This window comes from Natrononativus amylolyticus (assembly GCF_024362525.1).
Taxonomy (GTDB): Archaea; Halobacteriota; Halobacteria; order Halobacteriales; family Natrialbaceae; genus Natrononativus; species Natrononativus amylolyticus.
On the sequence record NZ_CP101458.1, the window covers coordinates 342,278 to 364,182 of the forward strand.

At 68.4% G+C, this 21,905-nt stretch carries 21 protein-coding genes, 1 tRNA gene and 1 other RNA gene; 8 read left to right on the forward strand and 15 right to left on the reverse strand.

All coding sequences use genetic code 11. The features are described 5' to 3' along the window. Positions 1 to 16: 16 nt before the first annotated feature. The 3 genes from NMQ11_RS01660 to NMQ11_RS01670 form a co-directional block, all read right to left on the reverse strand. A complete protein-coding gene (locus tag NMQ11_RS01660) occupies positions 17 to 466 on the reverse strand; it encodes an Lrp/AsnC family transcriptional regulator (protein WP_255169651.1) in 450 nt (149 codons plus the stop codon). 62 nt (positions 467 to 528) lie between these two features. After that, positions 529 to 1,332: an inositol monophosphatase family protein gene (locus tag NMQ11_RS01665; protein WP_255169652.1), complete on the reverse strand. Its 804-nt coding sequence runs from the start codon at positions 1,330 to 1,332 to the stop codon at positions 529 to 531. A 261-nt stretch (positions 1,333 to 1,593) separates the two neighbouring features. Further along, a tRNA-Leu gene (locus tag NMQ11_RS01670) sits at positions 1,594 to 1,676 on the reverse strand. A 167-nt stretch (positions 1,677 to 1,843) separates the two neighbouring features. Here NMQ11_RS01670 and NMQ11_RS01675 point away from each other — a divergent pair. Next, a complete protein-coding gene (locus tag NMQ11_RS01675) occupies positions 1,844 to 2,107 on the forward strand; it encodes a DUF7520 family protein (RefSeq protein ID WP_255169653.1) in 264 nt (87 codons plus the stop codon). Positions 2,108 to 2,112: 5 nt separating this feature from the next. Here NMQ11_RS01675 and acs (NMQ11_RS01680) read toward each other — a convergent pair whose 3' ends face one another. The 5 genes from acs (NMQ11_RS01680) to NMQ11_RS01700 all read right to left on the reverse strand — a co-directional run bounded on the left by acs (NMQ11_RS01680) (position 2,113) and on the right by NMQ11_RS01700 (position 10,064). Further along, positions 2,113 to 4,083: an acetate--CoA ligase gene (gene acs, locus NMQ11_RS01680; RefSeq protein ID WP_255169654.1), complete on the reverse strand. Its 1,971-nt coding sequence runs from the start codon at positions 4,081 to 4,083 to the stop codon at positions 2,113 to 2,115. 209 nt (positions 4,084 to 4,292) lie between these two features. Beyond that, positions 4,293 to 6,164: a bacterio-opsin activator domain-containing protein gene (locus NMQ11_RS01685; RefSeq protein ID WP_255169655.1), complete on the reverse strand. Its 1,872-nt coding sequence runs from the start codon at positions 6,162 to 6,164 to the stop codon at positions 4,293 to 4,295. A gap of 255 nt (positions 6,165 to 6,419) precedes the next feature. Continuing rightward, positions 6,420 to 8,396 carry an acetate--CoA ligase gene (gene acs / locus NMQ11_RS01690; RefSeq protein WP_255169656.1) on the reverse strand — a complete coding sequence of 659 codons (1,977 nt, stop codon included), beginning with the start codon at positions 8,394 to 8,396 and terminating at the stop codon, positions 6,420 to 6,422. A 90-nt stretch (positions 8,397 to 8,486) separates the two neighbouring features. Continuing rightward, positions 8,487 to 8,819, reverse strand: a complete 333-nt coding sequence (locus NMQ11_RS01695; RefSeq protein ID WP_255169657.1) for a BsuPI-related putative proteinase inhibitor — start codon at positions 8,817 to 8,819, stop codon at positions 8,487 to 8,489. Between the two features lie 72 nt (positions 8,820 to 8,891). Further along, positions 8,892 to 10,064 carry a S8 family peptidase gene (locus NMQ11_RS01700; protein WP_255169658.1) on the reverse strand — a complete coding sequence of 391 codons (1,173 nt, stop codon included), beginning with the start codon at positions 10,062 to 10,064 and terminating at the stop codon, positions 8,892 to 8,894. Between the two features lie 145 nt (positions 10,065 to 10,209). On the opposite strand from NMQ11_RS01700, the gene NMQ11_RS01705 reads away from it, so the two are divergent. Then, entirely contained in the window at positions 10,210 to 10,962 is a 753-nt protein-coding gene (locus NMQ11_RS01705; RefSeq protein WP_255169659.1) for a DUF2797 domain-containing protein, read from the forward strand. A 48-nt stretch (positions 10,963 to 11,010) separates the two neighbouring features. Next, the gene (locus tag NMQ11_RS01710; RefSeq protein ID WP_255169660.1) at positions 11,011 to 11,400 is read left to right on the forward strand and encodes a hypothetical protein; all 390 of its coding nucleotides are present in this window, start codon (positions 11,011 to 11,013) and stop codon (positions 11,398 to 11,400) included. A 24-nt stretch (positions 11,401 to 11,424) separates the two neighbouring features. Here NMQ11_RS01710 and NMQ11_RS01715 read toward each other — a convergent pair whose 3' ends face one another. From NMQ11_RS01715 to NMQ11_RS01730, 4 genes are all read right to left on the reverse strand, one after another. Further along, the gene (locus tag NMQ11_RS01715) at positions 11,425 to 12,555 is read right to left on the reverse strand and encodes a glycosyltransferase (RefSeq protein ID WP_255169661.1); all 1,131 of its coding nucleotides are present in this window, start codon (positions 12,553 to 12,555) and stop codon (positions 11,425 to 11,427) included. A gap of 31 nt (positions 12,556 to 12,586) precedes the next feature. Next, complete coding sequence (locus tag NMQ11_RS01720; RefSeq protein WP_255169662.1) at positions 12,587 to 13,444, reverse strand: phosphatase PAP2 family protein; 858 nt, start codon at positions 13,442 to 13,444, stop codon at positions 12,587 to 12,589. After that, positions 13,444 to 15,291 carry an ABC transporter substrate-binding protein gene (locus tag NMQ11_RS01725; protein ID WP_255169663.1) on the reverse strand — a complete coding sequence of 616 codons (1,848 nt, stop codon included), beginning with the start codon at positions 15,289 to 15,291 and terminating at the stop codon, positions 13,444 to 13,446. Before NMQ11_RS01725 ends, NMQ11_RS01720 begins: the two co-directional genes overlap by 1 nt. Positions 15,292 to 15,403: 112 nt before the next feature. Then, complete coding sequence (locus NMQ11_RS01730) at positions 15,404 to 16,462, reverse strand: glycosyltransferase family 4 protein (RefSeq protein WP_255169664.1); 1,059 nt, start codon at positions 16,460 to 16,462, stop codon at positions 15,404 to 15,406. Between the two features lie 93 nt (positions 16,463 to 16,555). On the opposite strand from NMQ11_RS01730, the gene NMQ11_RS01735 reads away from it, so the two are divergent. The 3 genes from NMQ11_RS01735 to NMQ11_RS01745 are packed head-to-tail and all read left to right on the forward strand — an operon-like array spanning position 16,556 to position 18,060. Further along, positions 16,556 to 16,831 carry a ribonuclease P protein component 4 gene (locus NMQ11_RS01735; RefSeq protein ID WP_255169665.1) on the forward strand — a complete coding sequence of 92 codons (276 nt, stop codon included), beginning with the start codon at positions 16,556 to 16,558 and terminating at the stop codon, positions 16,829 to 16,831. Positions 16,832 to 16,885: 54 nt separating this feature from the next. Beyond that, complete coding sequence (locus NMQ11_RS01740; protein ID WP_255169666.1) at positions 16,886 to 17,134, forward strand: YhbY family RNA-binding protein; 249 nt, start codon at positions 16,886 to 16,888, stop codon at positions 17,132 to 17,134. Further along, complete coding sequence (locus NMQ11_RS01745; RefSeq protein ID WP_255169667.1) at positions 17,131 to 18,060, forward strand: mechanosensitive ion channel family protein; 930 nt, start codon at positions 17,131 to 17,133, stop codon at positions 18,058 to 18,060. Before NMQ11_RS01740 ends, NMQ11_RS01745 begins: the two co-directional genes overlap by 4 nt. A 54-nt stretch (positions 18,061 to 18,114) precedes the next feature. On the opposite strand, the gene NMQ11_RS01750 is transcribed toward NMQ11_RS01745, so the two are convergent. The 3 genes from NMQ11_RS01750 to NMQ11_RS01760 form a co-directional block, all read right to left on the reverse strand. Further along, positions 18,115 to 19,128 carry a C45 family autoproteolytic acyltransferase/hydrolase gene (locus tag NMQ11_RS01750; RefSeq protein WP_255169668.1) on the reverse strand — a complete coding sequence of 338 codons (1,014 nt, stop codon included), beginning with the start codon at positions 19,126 to 19,128 and terminating at the stop codon, positions 18,115 to 18,117. A 358-nt stretch (positions 19,129 to 19,486) separates the two neighbouring features. After that, positions 19,487 to 19,798, reverse strand: an RNA gene (ffs, locus tag NMQ11_RS01755) — signal recognition particle sRNA. 119 nt (positions 19,799 to 19,917) lie between these two features. After that, positions 19,918 to 20,337 carry a DUF7548 family protein gene (locus NMQ11_RS01760; RefSeq protein WP_255169669.1) on the reverse strand — a complete coding sequence of 140 codons (420 nt, stop codon included), beginning with the start codon at positions 20,335 to 20,337 and terminating at the stop codon, positions 19,918 to 19,920. Positions 20,338 to 20,504: 167 nt separating this feature from the next. Between NMQ11_RS01760 and NMQ11_RS01765 the strand changes: the two genes are divergently transcribed. Next, positions 20,505 to 20,822, forward strand: coding sequence for a DUF5798 family protein (locus tag NMQ11_RS01765; RefSeq protein WP_255169670.1), 318 nt, complete (start codon positions 20,505 to 20,507; stop codon positions 20,820 to 20,822). Positions 20,823 to 20,904: 82 nt separating this feature from the next. After that, positions 20,905 to 21,885 carry a PLP-dependent cysteine synthase family protein gene (locus NMQ11_RS01770; protein ID WP_255169671.1) on the forward strand — a complete coding sequence of 327 codons (981 nt, stop codon included), beginning with the start codon at positions 20,905 to 20,907 and terminating at the stop codon, positions 21,883 to 21,885. Positions 21,886 to 21,905: the final 20 nt, after the last annotated feature.

Sequence of the window (21,905 nt, forward strand, 5' to 3'; positions counted from 1 at the left end):
TCGAGAGGGGGCTCGCTCAAACCGGGAGCTCGTCGCTCTCGTAGGTCGTGCCGAGGATGACCATCGTCTGCGATCGGGCGAAGCCGTCCATCCGGGCGATCCGCTCGAACATCAGCTCGCGCAACCCGTCGGCGTCCTCGGCGTAGACGCGCATCATCACGTCCCACTCGCCCGTCGTCAGGTGAACCTGCTGGACGCCCTCGATGTCCGTGAGCCGCTCCAAGGTGTCCTGCTCGCGACCCTGTTCGACGCGGAGTCCGACGAGCGCCGAGATGCCGAGTCCGACCGCCTTCGGCTCGACCCTCGCGTGATACCCCTCGATGACCCCCGCCTCCTCCATTCGGCTGACCCGGTCGTGAACCGTCGCGCTCGACATGTCGATCTGGCGGGCAATTTCGCTGAACGGTGTACGGGCGTTTCGCTGGAGAATCCGGAGAATCGCCCGATCGGTGTCATCGAGTTCCATACCTCGTTCGCCGAACGCACCGGTAAAAATACTTCTGACGCGTCGGTCGCTCCCGGGTCGAGCTACCGTTCGATCTCGCGAGCCGCCTCGAGGACGTGCTCGTGGACGGCGCCGTTGGAGGCGACCAGTCCCCTGCTGTCGTGGCGCCAGCGCTCGCCCTCGAGGTCCGTGACGGTTCCGCCGGCCTCCCGGACGTGGTGAACGCCGGCGACGGAGTCCCACGGGTTCGCCTGCACGTTGGTGAGGACGCCGTCGAGGGCGCCCGAGGCGACCATCGCGAGCACCGCCTGGGCGCAGCCGAACCGGCGCATATCCGCGAAGCGGTCGACGATCGCCTTGCTCGCCGCGGCGTACTGATCCCGGTCGTCGTACCCCCACCAGATCGTCGGACAGACGGTACAGAGCTCGGGATCCGCCCGGTCGCTGACCGCGATCGGCTCGCCGTTCAGCGCCACGCCGTCCGGCCCCGCGAGGTAGCTGTCGCCGAGTGCGGGGAGCACCGTCGCCGCACCGACGGGCTCGCCGTCGATCACGGCCGCGACCGCGGTTCCGAACACCCGGATTCCGCGAACGAAGTTGTTCGTCCCGTCGATCGGGTCGACGATCCAGGCCGGCCCCTCCTCGGGAACCGCCTTCAGTTCCTCGTCCTCCTCGCCGACGACGGGATCGTCCGGGTACTCCTCGCGGACGACCTCGATCACCGCCCGCTGGGCGTCGCGGTCGGCCTGCGTGACGACGTCGGTCTTGCCGTTTTTCGTCTCGACTGCGATCCCGGATCGGAACGCCTCCTCGGCGACGGCCGCACCCGCGCGCGCCGCCCGCTCGGCGAGGTCGGCGCGTCGCTGCGCGGACTCGAGTTCGGTCATTACCCGTCCTGGTGGGTGCGCGCGCAAAGAGGTGGCGGTTTCGGCCGCCACGCGTCGCTGGTCGGCGCGTCGGTCTCGAGAATGTTGCGAGGGAAGATCGCTGTAGGATCTTCCGCATCTCGCGCAGCGCGTACGTGCGCTTCGCTTCGATGCGAGGGGAGGGAATCGAACTACCTCCTGGAACCTGCGCGAAGCGCAGAACCCCGGCGTAATTCGGTCCCTCCTGCATCTCGTTCGGTGCGTTTTTGCACCTCACTGTGATGCGAGGGGAGGGAATCGAACCCACGAACTCCTACGAGAGCGGATCTTGAGTCCGCCGCCGTTGGCCGCTTGGCTACCCTCGCACCCGTCGTGCTTTTCTGCGGGTAATCCCCGCACTCGTACCCTATAGCTGGCGAATATATACCACCTGCGGTGTGGGCCACCTGATGGTGACTGTGGAGCGGTCGTCGACTCGAGACCTCTGCGGGAAAACAAAACAGTCTACTCGCCTGTCTGCGAGCACTCGACTGTGACCGAACGCAGGGACTCCACCGGAAAACGCGTGGTGGTCGGACTCCTCCTCGGAATCGTCGCCCTCACGGCAGCCCTCGGCGCCGTTCTGGGCGCCGTCGTCCCCGCCCAGACCGGTCTCGAGGAGGTGACGATCCTCGCGATCACGTTCACCGTCTCGCCGACGTCGTTCGCGCTGTACGGCGCCGTCACCGTCGGCACGTTCCTCGGGGTCACCATCCTCGTCGTCCGGGCGATTTCGCAGTTCGAAGACGGCGTCTGAGCCGGCTACTCCTCGACCTGCTCGACGATCTCGTCGACGATCTCCGGATTACGCAGCGTGGAGGTGTCGCCCAGTTCGTTTCCGGAGGCGATGTCCTCGAGGAGCCGCCGCATGATCTTTCCGGAGCGAGTCTTGGGGAGTTCGGGCGTGAAGATCACCTCCTCGGGGCGGGCGATCGGGCCGATGGCGTCTTCGACCTCCTCGACGATCCGGTCGGACATGGCGTCGGTGGGGTCCTGACCGTCCTCGAGGATCACGTAGGCGTAGACGGCCTCGCCCTTGAGGTCGTGGTCGCCGCCGACGACGGCGGCCTCGGCGACGCCTTCGGTGCCGACGATGGCGCTTTCGATCTCCATGGTCCCCAACCGATGGCCGGAGACGTTGATGACGTCGTCGACGCGCCCGAGGATGGTGATGTAGCCGTCGTCGTCGATCTTCGCGCCGTCTTCGGGGAAGTAGACCCACTCGTCGGTCTCCTCGTCGGAGTACTCCTGCCAGTACTCAGAGAGGAACCGCTCGTCGTTCTGATAGAGGGTCCGCAGCATTCCCGGCCACGGTTTCTGTACCGTGAGATATCCGGCGTCTCCGGCCTCGACGTTCTCGCCGGCGGCGTCGACGATCCGGGCGTCGATGCCGGGTAATGGGGGACCGGCGGAACCGGGTTTCATGGTGCCGATGCCGGGGAGGGTGGTGATCATCATGCCGCCGGTTTCGGTCTGCCACCAGGTGTCGACGATCGGGCACTCATCGCCGCCGATATGAGTGTAGTACCACTTCCAAGCGCGGGGGTTGATCGGCTCGCCGACGGTGCCGAGCAGTCTGAGCGAGGACAGGTCGTGTTTCTCGGGGTACTGACTGCCCCACTTCATGAACGCGCGGATCGCCGTCGGCGCGGTGTAGAAGATGTCCACGTCGTTCTTCTCGACGAGCTCCCAGAGGCGGTCGCGGTCGGGATAGTCGGGCGTCCCCTCGTACATCATCGTGGTGGTGCCGAGGGCGAGGGGACCGTAGACGATGTAGGAATGACCGGTGATCCAGCCGATGTCGGCCGCACACCAGTAGGTGTCCTCGGGCTTGACGTCCAGCACCGCGTGTGAGGTCCAGGCGGCGTAGGCGAGGTAGCCGCCGGTCGTGTGTTTGACCCCCTTCGGCTGGCCCGTGGTGCCCGAAGTGTACATCAGGAACAGCATGTCCTCGGCGTCCCGGGAGACGGGGTCGACCGACGCCCCCTCGTGTTGCTCGACCAGCTCGCCGTAGTCGTGGGCACTATCCCCGAGGAAGTGTTTCAGCTCGTCGCCCAGCCGATCGACGACGACTGAGGTGACGTCGTGGTCGACGCCTCGAACCCCCTTGTCGGCTTTCTCCTTGTGGTTCAGCGCGTCGCCGCGGCGGTAGTAGCCGTCGCAGGTCACCAGATACTCGCTGTCGGCGGCGTTCATCCGCGTCGCCAGCGCATCCGCCGAAAAGCCCGCGAATACCACCGAGTGAGGGGCGCCGATCCGAGCGCAGGCGAGCATCGCGACCGGTAACTCGGGGATCATCGGCAGGTACAGCGTCACGACGTCGTCCTCGCCGACGCCCAGGTCGCGCAGCGCGGCGGCGAACGCCTCGACTTCGTTCAACAGGTCGCCGTAGGTGTAGGTGCGCGTCTCGCCGAGTTCGCCCTCCCACTTGATCGCCGCGCGATTCTTCGCCCCGTTCTCGACGTGGCGGTCGAGACAGTTCGCTGAAGCGTTCAGCTCACCGCCGGTGAACCACTTGTAGAACGGCGCGTCGTCGTCCTCGAGCACCGTCTCGTACTCACGATCCCAGGAGAGCAGGTCGGCGGCCCCCTCCCAGCACTCCGGCCAGTTCTCCTCGAACTCCTCGTAGATCCCCGGATCGGAGACGTTCGCCTGCTCGACGAACGACTCCGGGGGGTCGAACGACTCCTGTTCTTCCAGTCGTGCCTCCAGTCCGACGTCCTCCTCTGACATGGTACACACACTCAATGTAGAATAGTGGTAGTAAACACCGAATCTAGGTGTACAAAACCAGTCGCGGTATGCTTCCGACACGATCTATTCTCGTGGAGAGTTCGCGCCGCAGTATCGCGTTTTCGCGTCCTCGAGGCGACTCCTCTCGCCCGGTCCTCTAGCACCCCACGCGTGGTCCACAACGCTGGGGCCTGACGACCCCGCAGCACTTACCCTCGAGTCCTCGAGTCGACGGCCTCGTCGTCGAAGAACGTCCGCAACAGCTCGTGTTGGCCCTTCCGGAGGTGGCTGTGCAGCGTCGGTGAGGAGATCCCCATTGCGTCCGCGAGCTCCTCGGCCGTGCTCTCGCGGGGCCAGTCGTAGTAGCCGCCGAAGTACGCCGCTCGCAGGGTCGTCTCCTGTCGATCCGTCAGCCGCTCCTCGAGGCCGGCCCGGAACTCGCGGGCGGTCTGGACGGTGCGCTCGACCTCGCGTTTGCCGCGCAGTTCCGAGGTGGGAAAGACCGATCGCAGCCCGCCGACGATCGTTCGGAGGTCGGCGTCGGCGGCACACTCCGCGGTGATCGTCGCGATGCCGTCGTCGACGACGGCGTCGGTGACCGTCACGCCGTACTCCGAGAGCGTGAGCGTCGGCGAGGAGCCCTCGACGACGAACTCGACGCGCCAGCCACCCTCGTACGTCTCGATCAGTCGGCAGTCGTCGATTCCCGTATCGGCTTCGGCGAGGTCGAACACGTCCGCTGGCGGGGCTCCCGAGAGGGACACGTAGTACAGCTGAGTCGTCTCCGACACCGAGACGAGCGAGTCGAGTTCGAACCGACAGCCGAGTCGGCTCGAGGCGTCGACGAAGAACGAGCGGTCGTCGCGGACCGTAAACTCGAGTTCGAGCAGCGTATCCGACAGCAACAGAGTTCGCCGGCGGACGGCCGCGATCGCGTGTCCGAGCTGTCGACCGACGGTCTCGAGGCGGTCGCGCTCGGGTGGGGAAAACGCCCCGTCGCGGTCGGTGACGACCGAGAGGGTTCCGTAAACGGTGTCGCCGTACCCGATCGGCACTCTCGCGAGCGCCCCTTCGAACCGGTCACCGCCGACCTCGCCGCCGACGGCCCCCTCGACGGTGATCGAGGCGGGTACGGATTCGGATCGGGCGGCCGGCGGTCGTGGCTCGCCCTCGGGGTCGGGGTCGGCGCTCTCCGATTCGTCGCCGGTCGCGTCCTCGAGGCGGTCGATCTCTGCGGCCGCGATGCCGGCTGCGGTTCGCCACTCTCGTGGCCGACGTCGGGAGCGCGCGGGACCGGACGTCCGCTCGATCCAGGCCGCCTCGTAGGCGGTGCTGTCGGCCAGCACCTCGCAGGCGCCGGTCTCGAGCTCCTCGTGGCTCGAGGCCTCGAGGACGATATCGGTGATCGCCTGCTGGTAGCCGGCCGGGCCGGAGTGTGGGTCTTCGCCGGTCTCCCCGGGCCGATCGTCACCCGCGCTCGCGCCCGATCGCGTCGTTCGAGACGCGCCGTCTTCGACCGCGGCGAAGGCGGCGACGATCTCCGCGTCGGTGGGCTCCGGGAGGTACGGCTCGAGCGCCTCGAAGCTCCGCCAGCCGCCGACGGCCTTCACGACCCGGGGGTTGATCCCGTCGTCGACGAGCGCGGTGCGGGCGAAAAACCGCCGCAGGTCGCTCGTCGAGACCGCCCCGAGGCCGGGGTCGTCGAACCGGTCGCTCGCACGGTCGGCGACGGCGGCCGCGAGCATCTGGAGCCGCCGCGGAGTGACGTCGAAGACCCGCTCGTCGGCCCCGATGTCGTTGCTCCGAACGTACCGGCGCAGCTCCCGCTCGAGGGTCGCGGGGAGGTACGCCCGTCGGGAGCGGCCGCCGTCGCTCGAGGGGACGACGAGGAGATACCGCGCGGGCTCGCTGCTCGCCTCGACGACGGCGGACGGGGTCAGCCGCGCGAGTTCCGCGGGACGGAGCCCGACTTCGCCGCAGAGCCGGACGACGAGCGCCTCGCGGTACGTTTCCGCGGCGTCGAGGAGACGGTCGTACCGCGGCCGGGTGAGTCGGTCGGCGTCGGACGCCTCGCGTACCATCGTTCGTACACTCCGGAACCGCGAATATATAGTAACAACTGAAACGGGTTACACACTGCTCGCACGCGACGCCCGAAACCGGCGCGGTGGGGCGGCTTCGGGCGAGCCTGCGCGAGCAGGCGTGTACTGATTTTCAGTGGCTACGATAGTGCTGTCGTCCCGACAGACACGGACACAGAACCGTCGAGAGCCGCCGTCTGTCGCGCCCGCGACCGTTTCGTGATCGCTGAATGTGCGAAATTCGTCCGAACCGGCTCACTCCCCCCGGATCGTCGCCCGAAGCTCGCCGACGATCTCGGGGTTGCGAAGCGCGCTCGTGTCTCCGAGCTCCTGGCCGTTCGTGACGTCCTCGAGGAGCCGTCGCATGATCTTGCCGGAGCGGGTCTTCGGAAGCTCGGGTGTGAAGACGACCTCCTCGGGGCGGGCGATCGGCCCGATCGCTCGCTCGACCCTCGAGACGATCGCCTCCCGGATCGCGTCAGCGGGGTCGACGTCGCGCTCGAGGCTCACGTAGGCGTAGATTTCGCCGTCGCCGGCTCCCGTCGTGCTGGCGACGACGGCAGCTTCGGCGACGCCGCCGGCATCGAGGATGGCGCTCTCGATCTCCATCGTACTCAGCCGGTGTCCGGAGACGGTGATGACGTCGTCGACGCGCCCGAGAACGGTGACGTAGCCGTCGTCGTCGATGCGGGCGGCGTCGCCGCTGAAGTAGACCCAGCGGTCGTCCTCGGGGTCGGAGAAGCGCCGCCAGTACTCGTCGAGAAACCGGTCGTCGCCGTCGTACAGCGTCCGCGCCATCCCCGGCCAGGGTTTCTGGAGTGTCAGGTAGCCCGCGTCTCCGGCCTCGACCTCATCGCCGGCGGCGTCGACCACCCGCGCGTCGATGCCGGGCAGCGGCGGACCGGCGGCGCCGGGTTTCATGTCGTCGATGCCGGGCAGCGTCGAGACGACGACGCCGCCGGTTTCGGTCTGCCACCAGGTGTCGACGACCGGGCACGTCCCGCCGCCGACGTGCTTGTGGTACCACTCCCAGGCGCGGGGGTTGATCGGCTCGCCGACGGTGCCGAGCAGCCGCAGCGACGACAGATCGTGGCGCTCGGGGTACTGACTGCCCCACTTCGTGAACGCGCGGATCGCCGTCGGCGCGGTGTAGAAGACGTCGACGGCGTTTCGCTCGAGGAGTTCCCAGAGGCGGTCGCGGTCGGGATAGTCGGGCGTCCCTTCGTACATCATCGTCGTTGTGCCGAGGGCGAGGGGGCCGTAAACGATGTAGGTGTGGCCGGTGATCCAGCCGATGTCGGCCGCACACCAGTAGGTGTCCTCGGGCTTGACGTCCAGCACCGCGTGTGAGGTCCAGGCGGCGTAGGCGAGGTAGCCGCCGGTCGTGTGGACGACCCCTTTCGGCTGGCCCGTGGTGCCCGAAGTGTACATCAGGAACAGCATGTCCTCGGCGTCCCGGGAAACGGGATCGACCGTCTCCCCGGCGTGTGCGTCTCGCACCGCGTCGTAGTCGCACTCGTCGTCGCCGACGACGTGCGGGAGCTCCTTGCCGAGGCGGTCGACGACGACGGTCCGGACGCCCTGGTCGACCGCCAGACGGGCGTTGTCGGCCTTGCTCTTCTGATTGAAGGCGTCGCCGCGGCGGTAGTAGCCGTCGCAAGTGACGAGGTACTCGCTGTCGGCGGCGTTCATCCGGGTTGCGAGGGCGTCCGCCGAAAAGCCCGCGAACACCACCGAGTGGGGTGCCCCGATGCGGGCACAGGCGAGCATCGCGACCGGTAACTCCGGGATCATCGGCAGGTACAGCGTCACGACGTCGTCCTCGCCGACGCCCAGGTCTCGCAGCGCGGCGGCGAACTCGTTGACCTCGACGTACAGCTCGCGGTAGGTGTACGTCCGGGATTCGCCCTGCTTTCCCCCCCACCTGATCGCGGCGTGGTTCTTCCGGCCGGCCTCGAGGTGCCGGTCGAGGCAGTTGTACGAGGCGTTCAGCTCACCACCGGTGAACCACCGGTAGAAGGGGGCGTCCTCGTCCTCGAGTACGGTGTCGTACGCCCGGTCCCACGCGAGCAGCGCGGCCGCTCGCTCCCAGCAGTCGGGCCAGTTCTCCTCGAACGCCTCGTACCGTTCGGCGTCGGCGGCGTTCGCCCGTTCGACGAACGCCGGCGGCGGGCGGCGACGCGCTCCGATCGGGTCGTCCCGGCCGCGGCCCCACCCGTTCCGGTCGACCATCTATGGTTCGAACCGAGGGAAGTGACACGAATAAACGTTGCTCCGGTGACCGAAAGTCGGCCGGGAGTCCGTAGCGCTGGCCCGGTCGTCTCAGGCCGTCACGTCGGTTCTGGCCTCGCAGGTCCGGTTCTGTGCCCGGAGCTCGGCGACGGCGGTGTACGTCCCCTCCTGGGGGTCGTCCCAGCTCCCCTCGTAGCGCGCCTCTTCGCCGGGGCCGACGGTTTCGGAGCTGATCACCTGTGCGAACATCCGGCCGTCGGTGAACCGCCAGACCTCGCGCCCCTCGTCCTCGAGGACGAACTCGGCCTTGCAGCTGTCGGAAAACTGCAGTTCGACCGGCTCGTCGCCGGTGTTCGTTACCGTGAACGCGAACCGCACCTGGCCGTCCGTGGCCGTCGCGTCGAGTGATCCCTCGAGCGTCATGCCTGACCCTTTGCCGTGGGCACGAATAGGTGTTGTTCCGGCACTCGAGTGTGCCGTCGGCGGGCGTCGGTCCTACAGGTCGAGCGCGTCGTCGACGCGGAGGAGGCCGTGTCCCTGCTCGTTCTCCTCGAGGCCGATGTCCTCGGCGCTCTCGTGGAGTCGGTCGCGGGCCGCCTCGTGATCGTAGCCGTTCGCCATCAACTGGCCGGCGGCGCCGGCGACGTGCGGGCAGGCCATCGAGGTCCCCGAAAAGGTGTCGTAGCCGCCGGCGACCGTCGAGTAGACGTCCTCGCCCGGCGCAGCGAGTTCGATCTCCGGACCGGTCGAGGAGAAAGAGGCGAGCGAGTCGTCCTCACTGGTCGCGCTGACGGCGACGACCTCGGGCTCTGCGGCGGGGTAGCTCACGCAGTCGGTACACGGCCCGTCGTTGCCTGCGGCTGCGACCAGGAAGACGCCGCGCTCGTGGGCGTAGCTGACCGCGTCGGAGACGGCGTCGGACTGGCCGCCCCCGAGACTCATGCTGCAGACGTCCCAGCCCTGGTCGGCGGTGTACTCGATCCCGGCGGCGATGTCGGACATCGAACCGGAGCCGAGGCAGTCGAGCACCTTCACGGCGTGCAACGTCGCCTGCGTCGAGACGCCGACGACGCCGACGCCGTCGTCCGGCGCGACCGCGGTCCCGGCGCAGTGGGTCCCGTGGTCGTTGTCGTCGTCCCACGACTCGTTGCAGTCGTTGCCGTTGCCACCGAGAAAACAGGTGAGGCCGCCACAGCCGGTGAACGACTCGCCCTCGCCGAGTACGTCCTGAAGGGCCTCGTGCGTCGAGTCGATCCCGGTGTCGAGGATCGCGATGTGTGCCCCCTCGCCCGTCTCGTCCGCGTCGTGTGCCGTCGGCGCGCCGACCCGGTCGACGCCCCACGGCGTCGTCTGTTCGAGTGCGTGCATCTCGCCGTTCTCCTCGACGTAGCGGACGTTCGGGTTCCGCCTGAGTCCCGAGACCGCCTGTTCGGGAACCGTCATCGTCAGCGCGTCGAAGGCGAACTCGCGACGGACGTCCGTCGCCGCGTCGACCGCAGCCTGCCGCCCTCGTTCGTTGGCGAAGCCGACGTTCACCTCGAGGCGGTCCCCGGACTCTGCCGCCGCGAGGCCGGTGGCGCCCAGACCGGCCACCGCGCCGGTCGTCGCTCGGAGAACCGATCGTCGGGTCGTGTGCGAACCGCCGTTACCTGTGGTATCGTTTGTCATCCGGCCATCGGTAATTTCCATAGTGAATTAATAGTTTTGATGGACAGTCAGAGAGTGCAGACGGTCAACACGAACTGGGTATCGACGCGCCACCGTCCGCGGGCCGAACGGCACGCCTATCACCGCGCCGACCGTACGCCGTCGCGTGCAGATCGTCGGCTACGAACCGAGCGGCGTCGGCCCCGCGCTTCTCCTCAGCGACGGGGGCGACGTGACGCGCCGTCCCCTCGAGGCCGGCGATCGACTCTCCTACGCGCTCGACGCTCGCCACTGCGCCGGCGTGATCGACGAGGACGGCCACCGCCGCTGTGACCGGCCGACCGCGCCCTACTGCGACGACCACGCGAGCACCTGGGTCTGCGCCCGCTGTACCGGCACCTGCCTGAAAGACGAGATGGACTGCTACGAGGAGCACGCGGTCTACCTCGCGGCGTTCGCCCCCGACACGTTCAAAGTCGGCGTCACCAAGCTGTGGCGCCTCGAGACCCGCCTGCGCGAACAGGGAGCCGACCGCGCGGCACACGTTCACACCGTCTCGAACGGCCGCATCGCCCGCGAACTCGAGGCCGAGATCGCCGAACGACTGGTCGACCGGGTGCGAACGCCGACGAAGGTCGACGCCCTCGCCGAACGGGTCGACGCCGACGCCTGGGAGGCGCTGCTCGCCGAGTTCGACGTCATCGAGCGCTTTTCGTTCGACTACGGGCTCTCATTCGACTCTCGGCCCGTCCAGGAGACGATCGCGAGCGGCACCGTCGTCGGCGTCGTCGGTCGGCTGCTCGTCCTCGAGCGCGGCAACACCGACTACGCCGTCGACATGCGCGACCTGGTGGGCTACGATCTCGAGCGCGGCGACACGGGTCGGCGTCTCCAGTCGTCGCTGGCCGCTTTCGAGTGAGTCCCTCGCCGGCCGATTCGCTCGCCGTACCGGCAGCTAACGCCCGACATGGCAACCCTTTTCCGCGCCGCTACTGAAGCCGAACGCATGGTCGACGAGCACGACAACGACGCCGACGACGGCGAGGAGGGAGAGGAGAAATCGTTCCGCGAGCGAGTCGAGGAGATCCGCGAGAAGCGCGCCGAGGAAGGAGAGGGTGAGGCCCCCGAGAGCCCATTCGGGGGCGGTGGCGGTCCCGGCGGCCCCGGCATGGGCGGCAACCCGTTCGCCCAGATGATGGGCGGTATGATGGGCGGCGGCCCCGGTGGGCCCGGCGGCGCCGGCGGCGAGGCGGGCAACGAGGAACTCGTCCGCGAGGTCCGCCAGCTTCGAGACGAGATGCGCGATCAGACCCGTGCGCTCAAGCGAATCGCCGACGCGCTCGAAGACGACGACTAGATCCCGGTCGCTTTTCGTTCGGTTTCACCCCGCGACCGCCGCGTACAGCTCGTCCAGTCGCTCGAGCGACCGGTCGACGCAGTACGCATCCCGGCGGTCCAGACAGCGCCGACCGAGGCGGTCGCGGCGGCCGAGCGCCCGCTCGAGCGCTCGAGCGAACGCGGCGACGTCGCCGGCCGGGTAGTGGTAGCCGGTCTCGCCGTCGATCACCGTCTCCGCGAGCGCCCCGGCGTCGGCGGCGACGACGGGCGTCCCACAGCAGATCGACTCGAGGGCGACCAGCCCCTGGGTCTCGACCGGGCTCGGGAACGCGAAGACGTCGAGCGCGGAGTAGAGCGCCGGGAGCTCCTCGCGCTCGAGGAAGCCGAGAAACCGCGCGTCGACATCCAGCTCTCGAGCGCGACGCTCGAGACCCGCGCGGGCGGGGCCGTCGCCGCCGACGACGAGCGTCACCGGCGCGTCGGCACCCGGGAGCGCGGCGACGGCCGCGAGCAGCTCGTCGAGTCGCTTTTCGTGGCCGTGGCGGCCGGTGTACCCGACGAGGAGCCGGTCGCGCTCGAGGGCGAAGCGTTCCCGGATGGTTGCGGGGTCGACCGGTCGGAACCGCGCGGTGTCGACGCCGTTCGAGACGACCCGGACCGGTGTCGAGACGCCGAGGGTGTCGAGGACGCGCTGGCGGGCGGTCACCGACGGCGCGATCACGAGATCGGCCCGGTCGTAGTACCGGCGTTCGTAGCCGTTCGCCAGCCGCCGGACGCCGTCGACGAGTCGCGCCGTCGGCGCGAGGTAGCCCGCGTACTCGGCTGCGGGGGTGTGATAGGAGGCGACGAGCGGACGCTCAGCCCGACGGGCGAACCGGAGCGCCGCCAGGCCGATCGAGAACGGCGTGTGGGCGTGGACCACGTCGGGGTCCACACTCGAGAGCGAGTCCGGAACCCGGGGCTGGCCGAGGCGGTAACCACCGTAGAACGGGAACGGAACGCTCCGAACGGGGTGCTCGAGGGCGGCGGGATCGTACGCCGTCGCCGCCGGGTAGGCGACGTCCATCCGACCGCCCCGGGCCTGCCACCGGTCCCGCCAGGTCCGGACGGTGTAGCTCACCCCGTTCACCGTCGGCAGGTACGTGTCGGTGAACGCGGCGACCCGATCGACCATCGTACGGCGGAATTCGACCACGCCGCTTAAGTCATTTGTTCGAGCGGCCGGGCCACGGGATCCGCGGCGACGGCAGTCGGCCCTCGAGGGACTCCGACAGCGACCACCGGCCGACGAGGTGGGCCGCGAGGACGACGCTGACGTACGCGAGAACGACGCCCGCGACGACGTCGATCGCCCAGTGGATCCCGAGGTACATCGTCGAAATCGCGACGCTGACCGCGAGGACGAGGGCGACGGGGTACCACCTCGGGTAGACGTCGCGGCTCCGGTGGGCGAGCAGCGCTACCGTGACCGCGAGCGACGTGTGCAGCGACGGAAACACGTTGGTGTTGCGGTTGACCTGCCGCGTGAGGTGCTGGTACTGGGGATAGGTGTCGTACAGCAGCGCCTGGACGAGTTCCGGAATCATGTTTCGCGGGCCGTAGGCGATCACGAGGATGTAACACACCAGCCCGAGGGTGTAGTTGAGCGTGTACGCCGCGAGGAGCTCCCGAAGCGGCCTGGTATTCGACAGCGCGAAATAGGCGACGACGGGGAAGACGAGCAAGAAGACGTAGCCGTAGATGTAGATGAACGAGAAGTACGCGGTCAGTTCCGGCGTCGCGTACGACTGCAGCCAGAGGATGAACTGCCCCTCGACGTCGTAGATCCACCCGGTCAGGTTGACGCCGATCATCCAGGAGAGATCCGGAACGACCTGCCTGGCGACGCTGTTAAACAGGAGAACGATCGCCAGCAGGACGGTGATCGGCGCCGCGGCTTTGACCCTGGTCGGCCACTCCTCGAGGGTCGCCTGTAGCCGGTAGCGGCCGACGAACAGCGCCATCGAGACGATCACCATGACCGTCACCACGATCGCCAGCTGGGTGAGGACGCGAACGAGCATCAGCGCCTCACCAGGAGGTCGCCCCCCTCTCCGTACCGGAAGCCGGCGTCTTCGAACCCCGCCTTCGCGGCCGCGACGTCGAGGTCGCCGTCGGAGCCGACGAACGGGACGACGGGGTCCTCGCCGTCCCACGCAAGCTCGTCGGGGACCCACTCCCGGCTGAGCGGCGTGTCGACGGGCGTCGCGATCGGCGTCGCGTGCCCCTCGAACACCGTCTCCGCCAGCCACTCCTTGTCGAGCAACCGTGCGACGGCACGACGGAAGTACGGGTTGCCGAACGGGGCGTTCCGGGCGTTGAACCCGACGTGGTAGAACGTCTGGGAGGGCGACTCGAGCAGCCGCGTCTCCTCGGCGTCGGGGATCTCCGCGAGCGAGTACATCTCGAGGGGCGTCGACGTGACGTCGGCGTCACCGCCGTCGACGAGCGCGATCGCTGAGGCGCTGCGCGGGTCGATCTGAAGGCGCAGCTCCTCGACGGTCGCCTCGGGGAGGTCGACGCCGTCGCGGCGGGTGAAGTGCTCCTCGAAGCGCTCGAGGGTGAGGTGTTCGCGCTCGGTGCGGCTCTCGAAGCGAAACGGGCCGCTGCCGACGGCGGGAACGTTGTCGGTGACCAGCGCCTCGGTGGTCCCCTGGGCGACGCTGACGCCCCGAACGGTCGCCTCCGCCTCGCGCTCGCCCCAGACGTGCTCGGGGAGTACCGGCACGGTGAACGCCCGCTCGGCGACCGCTCGGCCGGTCGACACGGACAGCGAGAGCGTCCGTTCGTCGTGTACCTCGATCTCCTCGATGGCGGCCGCCTGACCGCGGTAGCGCGGCGACGGCGCGGGAACGTCGCTGTTCCCCCGCGACGTGTCCGCGAGGAAGTCGTAGGTGAACGCGACGTCGTCGGCGGTGACGAGTTCACCGTCGTGAAACCGGCAGTCCTCACGGATCGTGACCTCGACGGTCGATCCCTCCCACTCCCAGGACTCGGCGAGCCAGGGGAGCAGGTCGCTGTCCGCCTCGGACTCGAGAGCGTCGTCCTCGTCGGGGTCTGCGGTGTCGACGTCGGCCTCGAGTTCGTCGCTCGAGCCGGGCAGCGTCTCCGTCGCCAGCGAGTCGTACAGCAGGTCGACGACCGTTCCGCGGTTGCGGTACTCCGCCGAGAGCGGGTTGACGTTCTCGGAGGGGCGGGCGTCCATCACCGTCGCCCGGAGCCGGGCGTCGGCGCCTTCCGCGAGCGGCTCGAGGCCGAGGTAGCCGAGGCGGGTCGCGAGGTGGTCGTCCCAGCCGTCGAACCGGTCCGTGCGAACGAGGCGGTACTCGTCGGGGACACAGACCGGAACGAACGGCTGCTCGCGGGCCAGCTCCTCGAGCATCGTCGCTACCGCCTCCCGTCGCTCCTCGCCGTCGGCCGCCCGCTGGTCCTCGAGGAGGTCGTCGAACAGCATGCTGGTGAACCCGAAGGGGTTCTGCCAGCCCGACTCGTCGGCGTAGATCGAGTGCAGCGCCTCGTAGAGGAAGTCGGGGTCGGTCGCGCCCGGGTGGCGGCCGACGTAGAGGTCGTAGTCGTGGTTGACGAGGATCGCCCGGAGGAACTCCTCGTTCGAGCGCAGGTCGATCGAGACGTCGACGCCCACCGCCTCGAGGTTCTCGGCCAGCCGTCGGGCGAGCTGGATCCCCTCGCGGTCGCCGTCGGCCGGCAGGGTGGTGATCGTCAGCGAGAGCTGTTCGATCTCGTCCCGGTTGACGACCGTGCGAACGTCCCTGACACAGCCGGCGAGCGCGCCCGTCAGCCCCGCCCCCGCTGCCAGGACCGACCGACGACGCCAGCCACCCGCACTCGAAGCGGTCGGATCTCGGTCCATCTGGTTCTCTCAGTGTCTTCGCCGGTAGCGATATAACAGTATTGCGCCACGCGGTCGTCGTCTCTCGCCACGCTGTCACGTCCGTCGCGTTCCGCTCGGACTCGCTCGCGGCTCACGCTCGCCCCAGCACCCGGCGATAGTGCTCGTACAACCGCTGGCCGACGACCTCGAGGCGGTGGTCCCTGGCCGTCTCGCGGGCGTTTTCGCCGAGTCGATCCCTGAGCGACGGGTCGGCGGCGAGGCGCTCGAGGGCGTCTCGAAACTCGGCCTCGGTCTCGCACATGAGACAGTCGACGCCGTCAGCGTAGTACTCCCGGAACACCGGGAGGTCCCGCAGGACGACGGGTTTGCCACAGGCCATCGCCTCGAGGACGGCGATCCCCTGGTTCTCGGCGCGGGTGGGGAAACAGAAGACGTCGCCAGCGCCGAACGCCTGGCGTTTGTCGGGAACCCAGCCGGTGAACGTGACGTTCTCGGGGGGATCGCGCGTCCAGCGGCGAACCGCCGCGCTCGCCTGCGGACCCGTATCGTAGGGGCCGAACCACGCGAACTCGTAATCGGTCCGCCGGGCCAGCCGACAGAACGTCGACAGCCCCTTGCGCTCGAAGACGTTGCCGACGGCGAAGACGACGAGTCCCTCGAGGCCGAACCGCTCTCTGGCCGGCTCTCGGAACCGTTCGTGGCCGGCGAGGGAGTCGTGGTCGACGCCGTTCGTGAGCGCTTCGATCGGCGCGTCGACGGGGTAGGACTCGAGAACCCGTTTCGTCTGGCCGCTCGGACACAGCACGAGGTCCGCTCGCGAGTACAGCCACCGAAGGTACCGGCCGAGCGGGCGAGCGAGGCGCGTCGAGCCGCGAAAGCTCCCCCGGAAGTCCTCGCGCGTGACGTGGGCGTGGAGGATCAGGGGCCGTCCCGTCCGTCTCGCGTGGACGGCGAGCGCGACCGATCCGGGGCCGATCGCGTTGCAGTGGACGAGGTCGTAGTCGACGGGAACCTCGCCCCGGACCAACCGGCGTGAAACGGCGCGCAGCGGTTCGCCGCCGGTCCACGGCTCGGTTCGGATCTCGAGGTCGCTGAACGGCTCGAGGGCCCGCCGCTGGTGGGCGGCCGCAGTCGAGATGCCGCTTCGCTCGAGGGGGCCCTCGAGTTCGAGGTAGTTCAGCACGCGCACGTCCGCTCAGTCGGCGATCGGTTCCAAAACGCTACCGCTCTCGACCCGTTCGAGAGCGTAACACCGATAGGCGGCCCGACGAAACTCGACGCAATGAGCGTCGCCGAGGAGCGACTCGAACGCCTCCACGAACTGGCCCGCGAGGCCGCGATCGCGGGCGAGGACGAGCGGGCGCGCTACTACGTCCGGCTGGCCCGCCGGGTCGCCGAGCGAAATCGGCTGACGCTGCCGCGGTCGTTCCGGCGCTTTACCTGCGACGAGTGCGACGCCTACCTTCGTCCGGGCGCGAACGCCCGGGTGCGGTTGCGAGACGGCCACGTCGTGATCACCTGCGACTGCGGCGCCCAGGCGCGGTACCCGTACGACTGACCGCGCTCGTTCCGGTTCGGGAACATTGAAACCGCTCGGCGGAATATTCGACCCATGGACCGACAGGAACTCAAGCGCCGCGCACACGACCTCGACGTCACCGTCTGGGTCGGCAAGGGCGGCCCCGAGGCCGTCGTCGACGAACTCAACGACCAGCTCGCGAACGAGAACCTGGTCAAGGTGAAGTTCCTCCGGGCGGCTCGAGCGGGCGGCTCCACCGAGGAGAAGGCCCGAGAACTCGCCGAGGCGGTGAACGCCGACCTGATCGAAACGCGCGGACACACCGCCGTCGTACATCGATGAGCGGGGTGGGGGCGGTAGCGCCGGTACCGCTACAGGCGACCGAAACGCTCGGCGAGTGGCTCCACGGCAACGCGCCCGGCCTCGAGGGGGCTCTCGCCGAGACGGTCGCCGGCGTCGTCGTCTTCGCGCTCGCCTTTCTCGCGCTCGTCGCGCTCGGCCGCGCGGTCGTCGTTCCGCTGGTCAGGCGGGCGTTCGACCGCCGCGGACTCGATCGGCACGCCCAGACGCCGCTGCTGCTCGCGACCCGAACCGGCGTACTGTTCGTCGCGATCGCACTGGCGTTCGGCTTCGCCGGCTTCGAGAACGTCCTCGTGTCGATGGCCGGCATCGCCGCCGCCGGGGCGCTCGCGGTCGGCCTCGCTCTCCAGAACGTCATCTCGAACTTCGTCGCCGGCGTGTTCATCTACACGGACAAACCGTTTCGCATGGGCGACTGGATCGAGTGGGACAACGGCGACTACTCGGGGACCGTCGAGGACATCAGTCTTCGGGTCACTCGAGTCCGGACCTTCGACAACGAGCTGTTGACGGTTCCGAACAGCGTGCTCACCGGCGGCGTGCTCAAAAACCCCGTCGACGGAGACAGGCTCCGCCTGAAGTTCGTCTTCGGGATCGGCTACGACGACGACATCGAGGAGGCCACCGGGATCATCGTCGAGGAAGCAAAGCGACACCCCGACATCATGGACGACCCCGCGCCGTCGGTGCGACTGACGGAACTCAACGACTCCGACGTCGGCCTCCAGTCCCGGATCTGGATCGCAGATCCCTCGAGAGCCGACTTCGTGCGGATCAAAGGCGAGTACGTACGGGCGGTCAAAGAGCGGTTCGACGAGGAGGGAATCGACATCCCCTACCCCGTTCGGACGCTCGAGGGCGGCCTCCAGATGGAGAACCCGGCGACGCTCGAGGCAGCGGACGACTGATCGAGACCTCGGCTCACCTTCTCGTGTCGTGTTCCTCCCTCGGCTTCTCGCGTTTCAATTCGGGTGGCGTCGCCGACTGTCGGCTGTCGCCACCGGAACCGATTCGTAGGCGGTTTCGTCCGGCCGGCCACCGGCGAGGTGCGGCTCCGGTCCGTCGAGCGTCGCCGTCCACGACCAGAGCGTTTCGACCGGGTCGTCGGCGTCGTCGCCACAGACGCAGACGCCGCTCGAGGGGTCTCCGAGCCGTCGCTGGAGGTCTTCGATCGTCGCCAGCGAGGTCCCGTCGAACCAGGCCTCGAGGGCCGTGAGGCGAGCGGTGCTGTTCGTCCGATCGATTCCGCGAGGCTCGTGTTCGACCATCGAGTCGGAGGGGAAGTGGTTCGTCACGGCGGCGAACCCGTTCGAGGGCCCCGTGACACGGGTTCGCGCCGGGCTCGCCTCGACGACGGCGATCTCGCCCGCCGCGTCGGCGAGCAGAAAATTCGTGTTGCGAGCGTGGGGAATCCGCTCGAGGAACGCGACTCCCTCTTCGACCGTCTCGCACGTATCGAGGACCCACCTCGCCGCCAGTCCGAAGGCGACGCCGGCCTCGAGCCCAGCGTGGGGAACGTAGGTGTGGCCGACGGCCAGCCCGGCCTCGTTGATGCCGTCCTGACGCCCGGTCCAGTGATCCGAGCAGCCGACGCTGGCCAGTCGACCGGACGGGACCGTCCGAAACAGTTCGGCGAAGTCGGCGAACGACCGGTAAAAGTCGTAGTTCCGCCCGAAGAGCGGCCGCCCGTCGGCCGTGCGGTCGCCCGAGACGGCGACGACCGAGCAGCCGGACTCGTAGCCGAGCGCGAGCGGGACGGCGAGAATCGCCGCTCGCTCCCAGCCGCCCGCCGTCGCGATTCCCTCGAGTTCCTCGAGCAATCCGGGCGCGTGGGTTCGAACGGCAGGTTCGCACTCGCGGACGAGCGCCCGTTTCTCGGAAGGGACGGGCTCCGGTGCGAACCCGACGCGCTCGAGGATCGCCCCGTACTGACGACCGATCTCGCGGTAGGTTCCGGTCAGTTCCGTCGGTTGCATGCCCCTGAGACCGCACACCTGATAATAAACCCGGAGGAATTCCGGTTCGCTCGAGGATTTCCCGCTCGGCCATCGAATCGGATCGGAGCCGGGGTATACGGCCGCAACCGCGACGAGGAACGGCGGTGACGAGTCGCGGTTGCCGGGGAAGGGCAGGCAGTTCGCCGATGCGAACCGCGAGTGAGCGCCATCGGCGCGAACGAGCGGGCCGCCGACTGACCCAGAAGCCGCGCGACGCGCGGCTGGCGGGGAAGGAGAAGTGCTTTTGATCGAAATTTTGCCGAGTGACGGTCCACTGTGCGGCAGCGATGCTGCCGTCAGTGTACCTGAACGCAGCGTAAAATTTCGGTGGGTATGAATGCGGACGCCCGCGGTTGCCCGGCGTTCCGGCCGGGGGAATCCCGGTTGCCTTCTCCACCCCGCGACCCGTCGAGCGACAGGTGTCCGACGGTCCACTGCTCGCTTCCGCGCCTGATGGGCTGTCGCCGATTAGCCACGACGAGACGTCCCTGCGGACGGTCGCCGTGGCCCGCTGTCCCCGACGGACGAGGTTTCTACGTTGGCTCCCGGGGCCCCGGCCGGTCTGACCGGACGCCCGCGGGGTTCGGTCCCCGCTGAAGACCATAGCGCGGGTTTCGAGCAGGGCCTAACTGCCCGACCTAGTCCACTTCAGAGTAGCGGCGGATCACTTAAGGCCCTTTCGCCTCCCGAACCGGGTGGGACTCGAGGCCCGACGCGAGCTTCCGGCCGGCCACCGTTCGAACGGGTCGTCACGAGGGACCGTCGGAGCTACAGCAACTCGAGGCTCTTCGCGTACCACAGCGAGCAGGCGACCATCGCGAGCCCGGCGAGAAGAACGAGCCAGCGGTGGTACTCGAGCCAGGACGCCTCGCCGATGCTGAGGACGACGTTTTCGGGGACCGAAATCGCCCAGATCGCGATCAGGGCGGTGAGCACCATCCCGAGGACGAGGGTCAACCCCGCGACGTAGTCGGGCTCGGTTCGCTGCTGTCGCCCGGCGGCGAACAGGACGAGTCCGACGAGGGGCAACACCGCGAGGAACTGCGGTCCCGCGAGACCGAAGTCGTAGTAGGTGGGGAGTGCAGCGGCTTCCGTCTCACTGAGGAGGACGTACGGAACGAAGACCACGACGAGATAGGAGATCGAGGCGACGATGCCGGCGGTGGGCGGCCGTTGCTCGGGACGCATACGCGAGGCGTGGGCGCGCCGTTGCTTAAGGCCGACGGTCCTCACGGCGGGCGAAACGCCCGGAGACGCGATCAGGGCCGAGCGCCTCGAGGGCGAGCCGAAGCGCGTCGCGCCGTCGCGCGAACGGAGGAAAAGGCCCAATTAGGTGGACGATAGAGGCAGTAGATATGGGACTCGGCAGCACTGCCAAAAAGATCCAGCTGGTTTCCGACCGCGCAGAACAGATGTACAAGCAGGTCCAGGAGCTCCAGGGACGGATCGTCAACCTCGAGGAGGAGGTCGACGACACCCACGACACCGTCAAGAAGATGGACCACCAGCTCACCGAACAGCGGGCACTGTTGCTCGCGCTAGCCGAAGAACGGGGCCTCGACGGCGAGGAGATCCTCGCGGAGGTCGCTATCGACGACCTCGACGACGCCGACGACGCGGCCGAGACGGCAGAAGAGACGACCGATGAGTCTTCCGCTCCGAGCGGCGAGTAATCTGTCGATCAGTCGCCGAATTCGCCCGCCTGGGCGCTCCTGATGGCAAGACCTAACAACAGGGGCAACATTTGCCCTGACGATGACGACCCACGAGCGACCGTTGGACTCGGTGCTCGAGACCATCGGCGAGACGCCGCTGGTCCGAATCCACGACGCGCCGGCCGGCGTGCCGGTGTACGCGAAACTCGAGTCGTTCAACCCCGGAGCGAGCGTCAAAGACCGTATCGGGAAGTACATGCTCGAGCGGATGCTCGAGCGCGGCGATCTCGCGGCCGGCGGGACGGTCGTCGAGCCGACCGCGGGTAACACGGGGATCGGACTGGCGGTCGCGGCCGAGCAACTCGGCGTCGACGCGATCTTCGTCGTGCCGGAGCGATTCAGCGTCGAAAAACAGCAACTCATGGCCGCGCTGGGCGCGGAGATTATCAACACGCCGACGGACGACGGGATGGGCGGCGCGATCGAGCGGGCCCACGAACTCGCCGAGGAACTCGAGGACGCCGTCGTCCCCCAGCAGTTCGCGAATCCGCTGAACACCGAAGCTCACTACGAGACGACCGGACCGGAGATCTACGAGGCGCTCGACGGCGACGTTGGCGCGGTCGTCGCCGGCTGTGGGACCGCCGGGACACTCATGGGAATCGCCCGCTACGCGAGAGAGCAAGACGCCGAGACGTACGTCGCGGCGGTCGAACCCGAGGGATCGCTGTACGGCGAGTTCCTCGGCGAAGAGCGGGAGGAAGGTGAGTACAAGATCGAGGGTATCGGCACCCACAACACCGACACGAACGAGCTGTTCGATCCGGCGCTCGTCGACGAGGTGTTCGCGGTTCCCGACCGCCGGGCCCACGAGGAACTCGCACGTCTCGCCCGCGAGGAGGGCCACCTCGTCGCCTCGAGCGCTGGCGCTGCGAGCGTCGCCGCACGGCACGTGGCGACGAAGATCGCCGACGGCGAGATCGACGCCCCCTACGAGTCCGTGGTGACGGTGTTCCCCGACTCGAGCGAGCGCTACCTCTCGAAAGGTATCTACCGCTCGTTCGAGGAGTGGGACGGGTAGTCACAAGAGCGCACCGACAG

Coding starts and splice junctions, on each gene's coding strand:
- NMQ11_RS01740 (WP_255169666.1), top strand. CDS start 16,886: ATGGACCGACAGGAACTCAAGCGCCGCGCACACGACCTCGACGTCACC.
- acs (WP_255169656.1), bottom strand. CDS start 8,396: ATGGTCGACCGGAACGGGTGGGGCCGCGGCCGGGACGACCCGATCGGA.
- acs (WP_255169654.1), bottom strand. CDS start 4,083: ATGTCAGAGGAGGACGTCGGACTGGAGGCACGACTGGAAGAACAGGAG.
- NMQ11_RS01725 (WP_255169663.1), bottom strand. CDS start 15,291: ATGGACCGAGATCCGACCGCTTCGAGTGCGGGTGGCTGGCGTCGTCGG.
- NMQ11_RS01715 (WP_255169661.1), bottom strand. CDS start 12,555: ATGGTCGATCGGGTCGCCGCGTTCACCGACACGTACCTGCCGACGGTG.
- NMQ11_RS01660 (WP_255169651.1), bottom strand. CDS start 466: ATGGAACTCGATGACACCGATCGGGCGATTCTCCGGATTCTCCAGCGA.
- NMQ11_RS01695 (WP_255169657.1), bottom strand. CDS start 8,819: ATGACGCTCGAGGGATCACTCGACGCGACGGCCACGGACGGCCAGGTG.
- NMQ11_RS01685 (WP_255169655.1), bottom strand. CDS start 6,164: ATGGTACGCGAGGCGTCCGACGCCGACCGACTCACCCGGCCGCGGTAC.
- NMQ11_RS01750 (WP_255169668.1), bottom strand. CDS start 19,128: ATGCAACCGACGGAACTGACCGGAACCTACCGCGAGATCGGTCGTCAG.
- NMQ11_RS01745 (WP_255169667.1), top strand. CDS start 17,131: ATGAGCGGGGTGGGGGCGGTAGCGCCGGTACCGCTACAGGCGACCGAA.
- NMQ11_RS01700 (WP_255169658.1), bottom strand. CDS start 10,064: ATGACAAACGATACCACAGGTAACGGCGGTTCGCACACGACCCGACGA.
- NMQ11_RS01765 (WP_255169670.1), top strand. CDS start 20,505: ATGGGACTCGGCAGCACTGCCAAAAAGATCCAGCTGGTTTCCGACCGC.
- NMQ11_RS01770 (WP_255169671.1), top strand. CDS start 20,905: ATGACGACCCACGAGCGACCGTTGGACTCGGTGCTCGAGACCATCGGC.
- NMQ11_RS01760 (WP_255169669.1), bottom strand. CDS start 20,337: ATGCGTCCCGAGCAACGGCCGCCCACCGCCGGCATCGTCGCCTCGATC.
- NMQ11_RS01710 (WP_255169660.1), top strand. CDS start 11,011: ATGGCAACCCTTTTCCGCGCCGCTACTGAAGCCGAACGCATGGTCGAC.
- NMQ11_RS01720 (WP_255169662.1), bottom strand. CDS start 13,444: ATGCTCGTTCGCGTCCTCACCCAGCTGGCGATCGTGGTGACGGTCATG.
- NMQ11_RS01665 (WP_255169652.1), bottom strand. CDS start 1,332: ATGACCGAACTCGAGTCCGCGCAGCGACGCGCCGACCTCGCCGAGCGG.
- NMQ11_RS01735 (WP_255169665.1), top strand. CDS start 16,556: ATGAGCGTCGCCGAGGAGCGACTCGAACGCCTCCACGAACTGGCCCGC.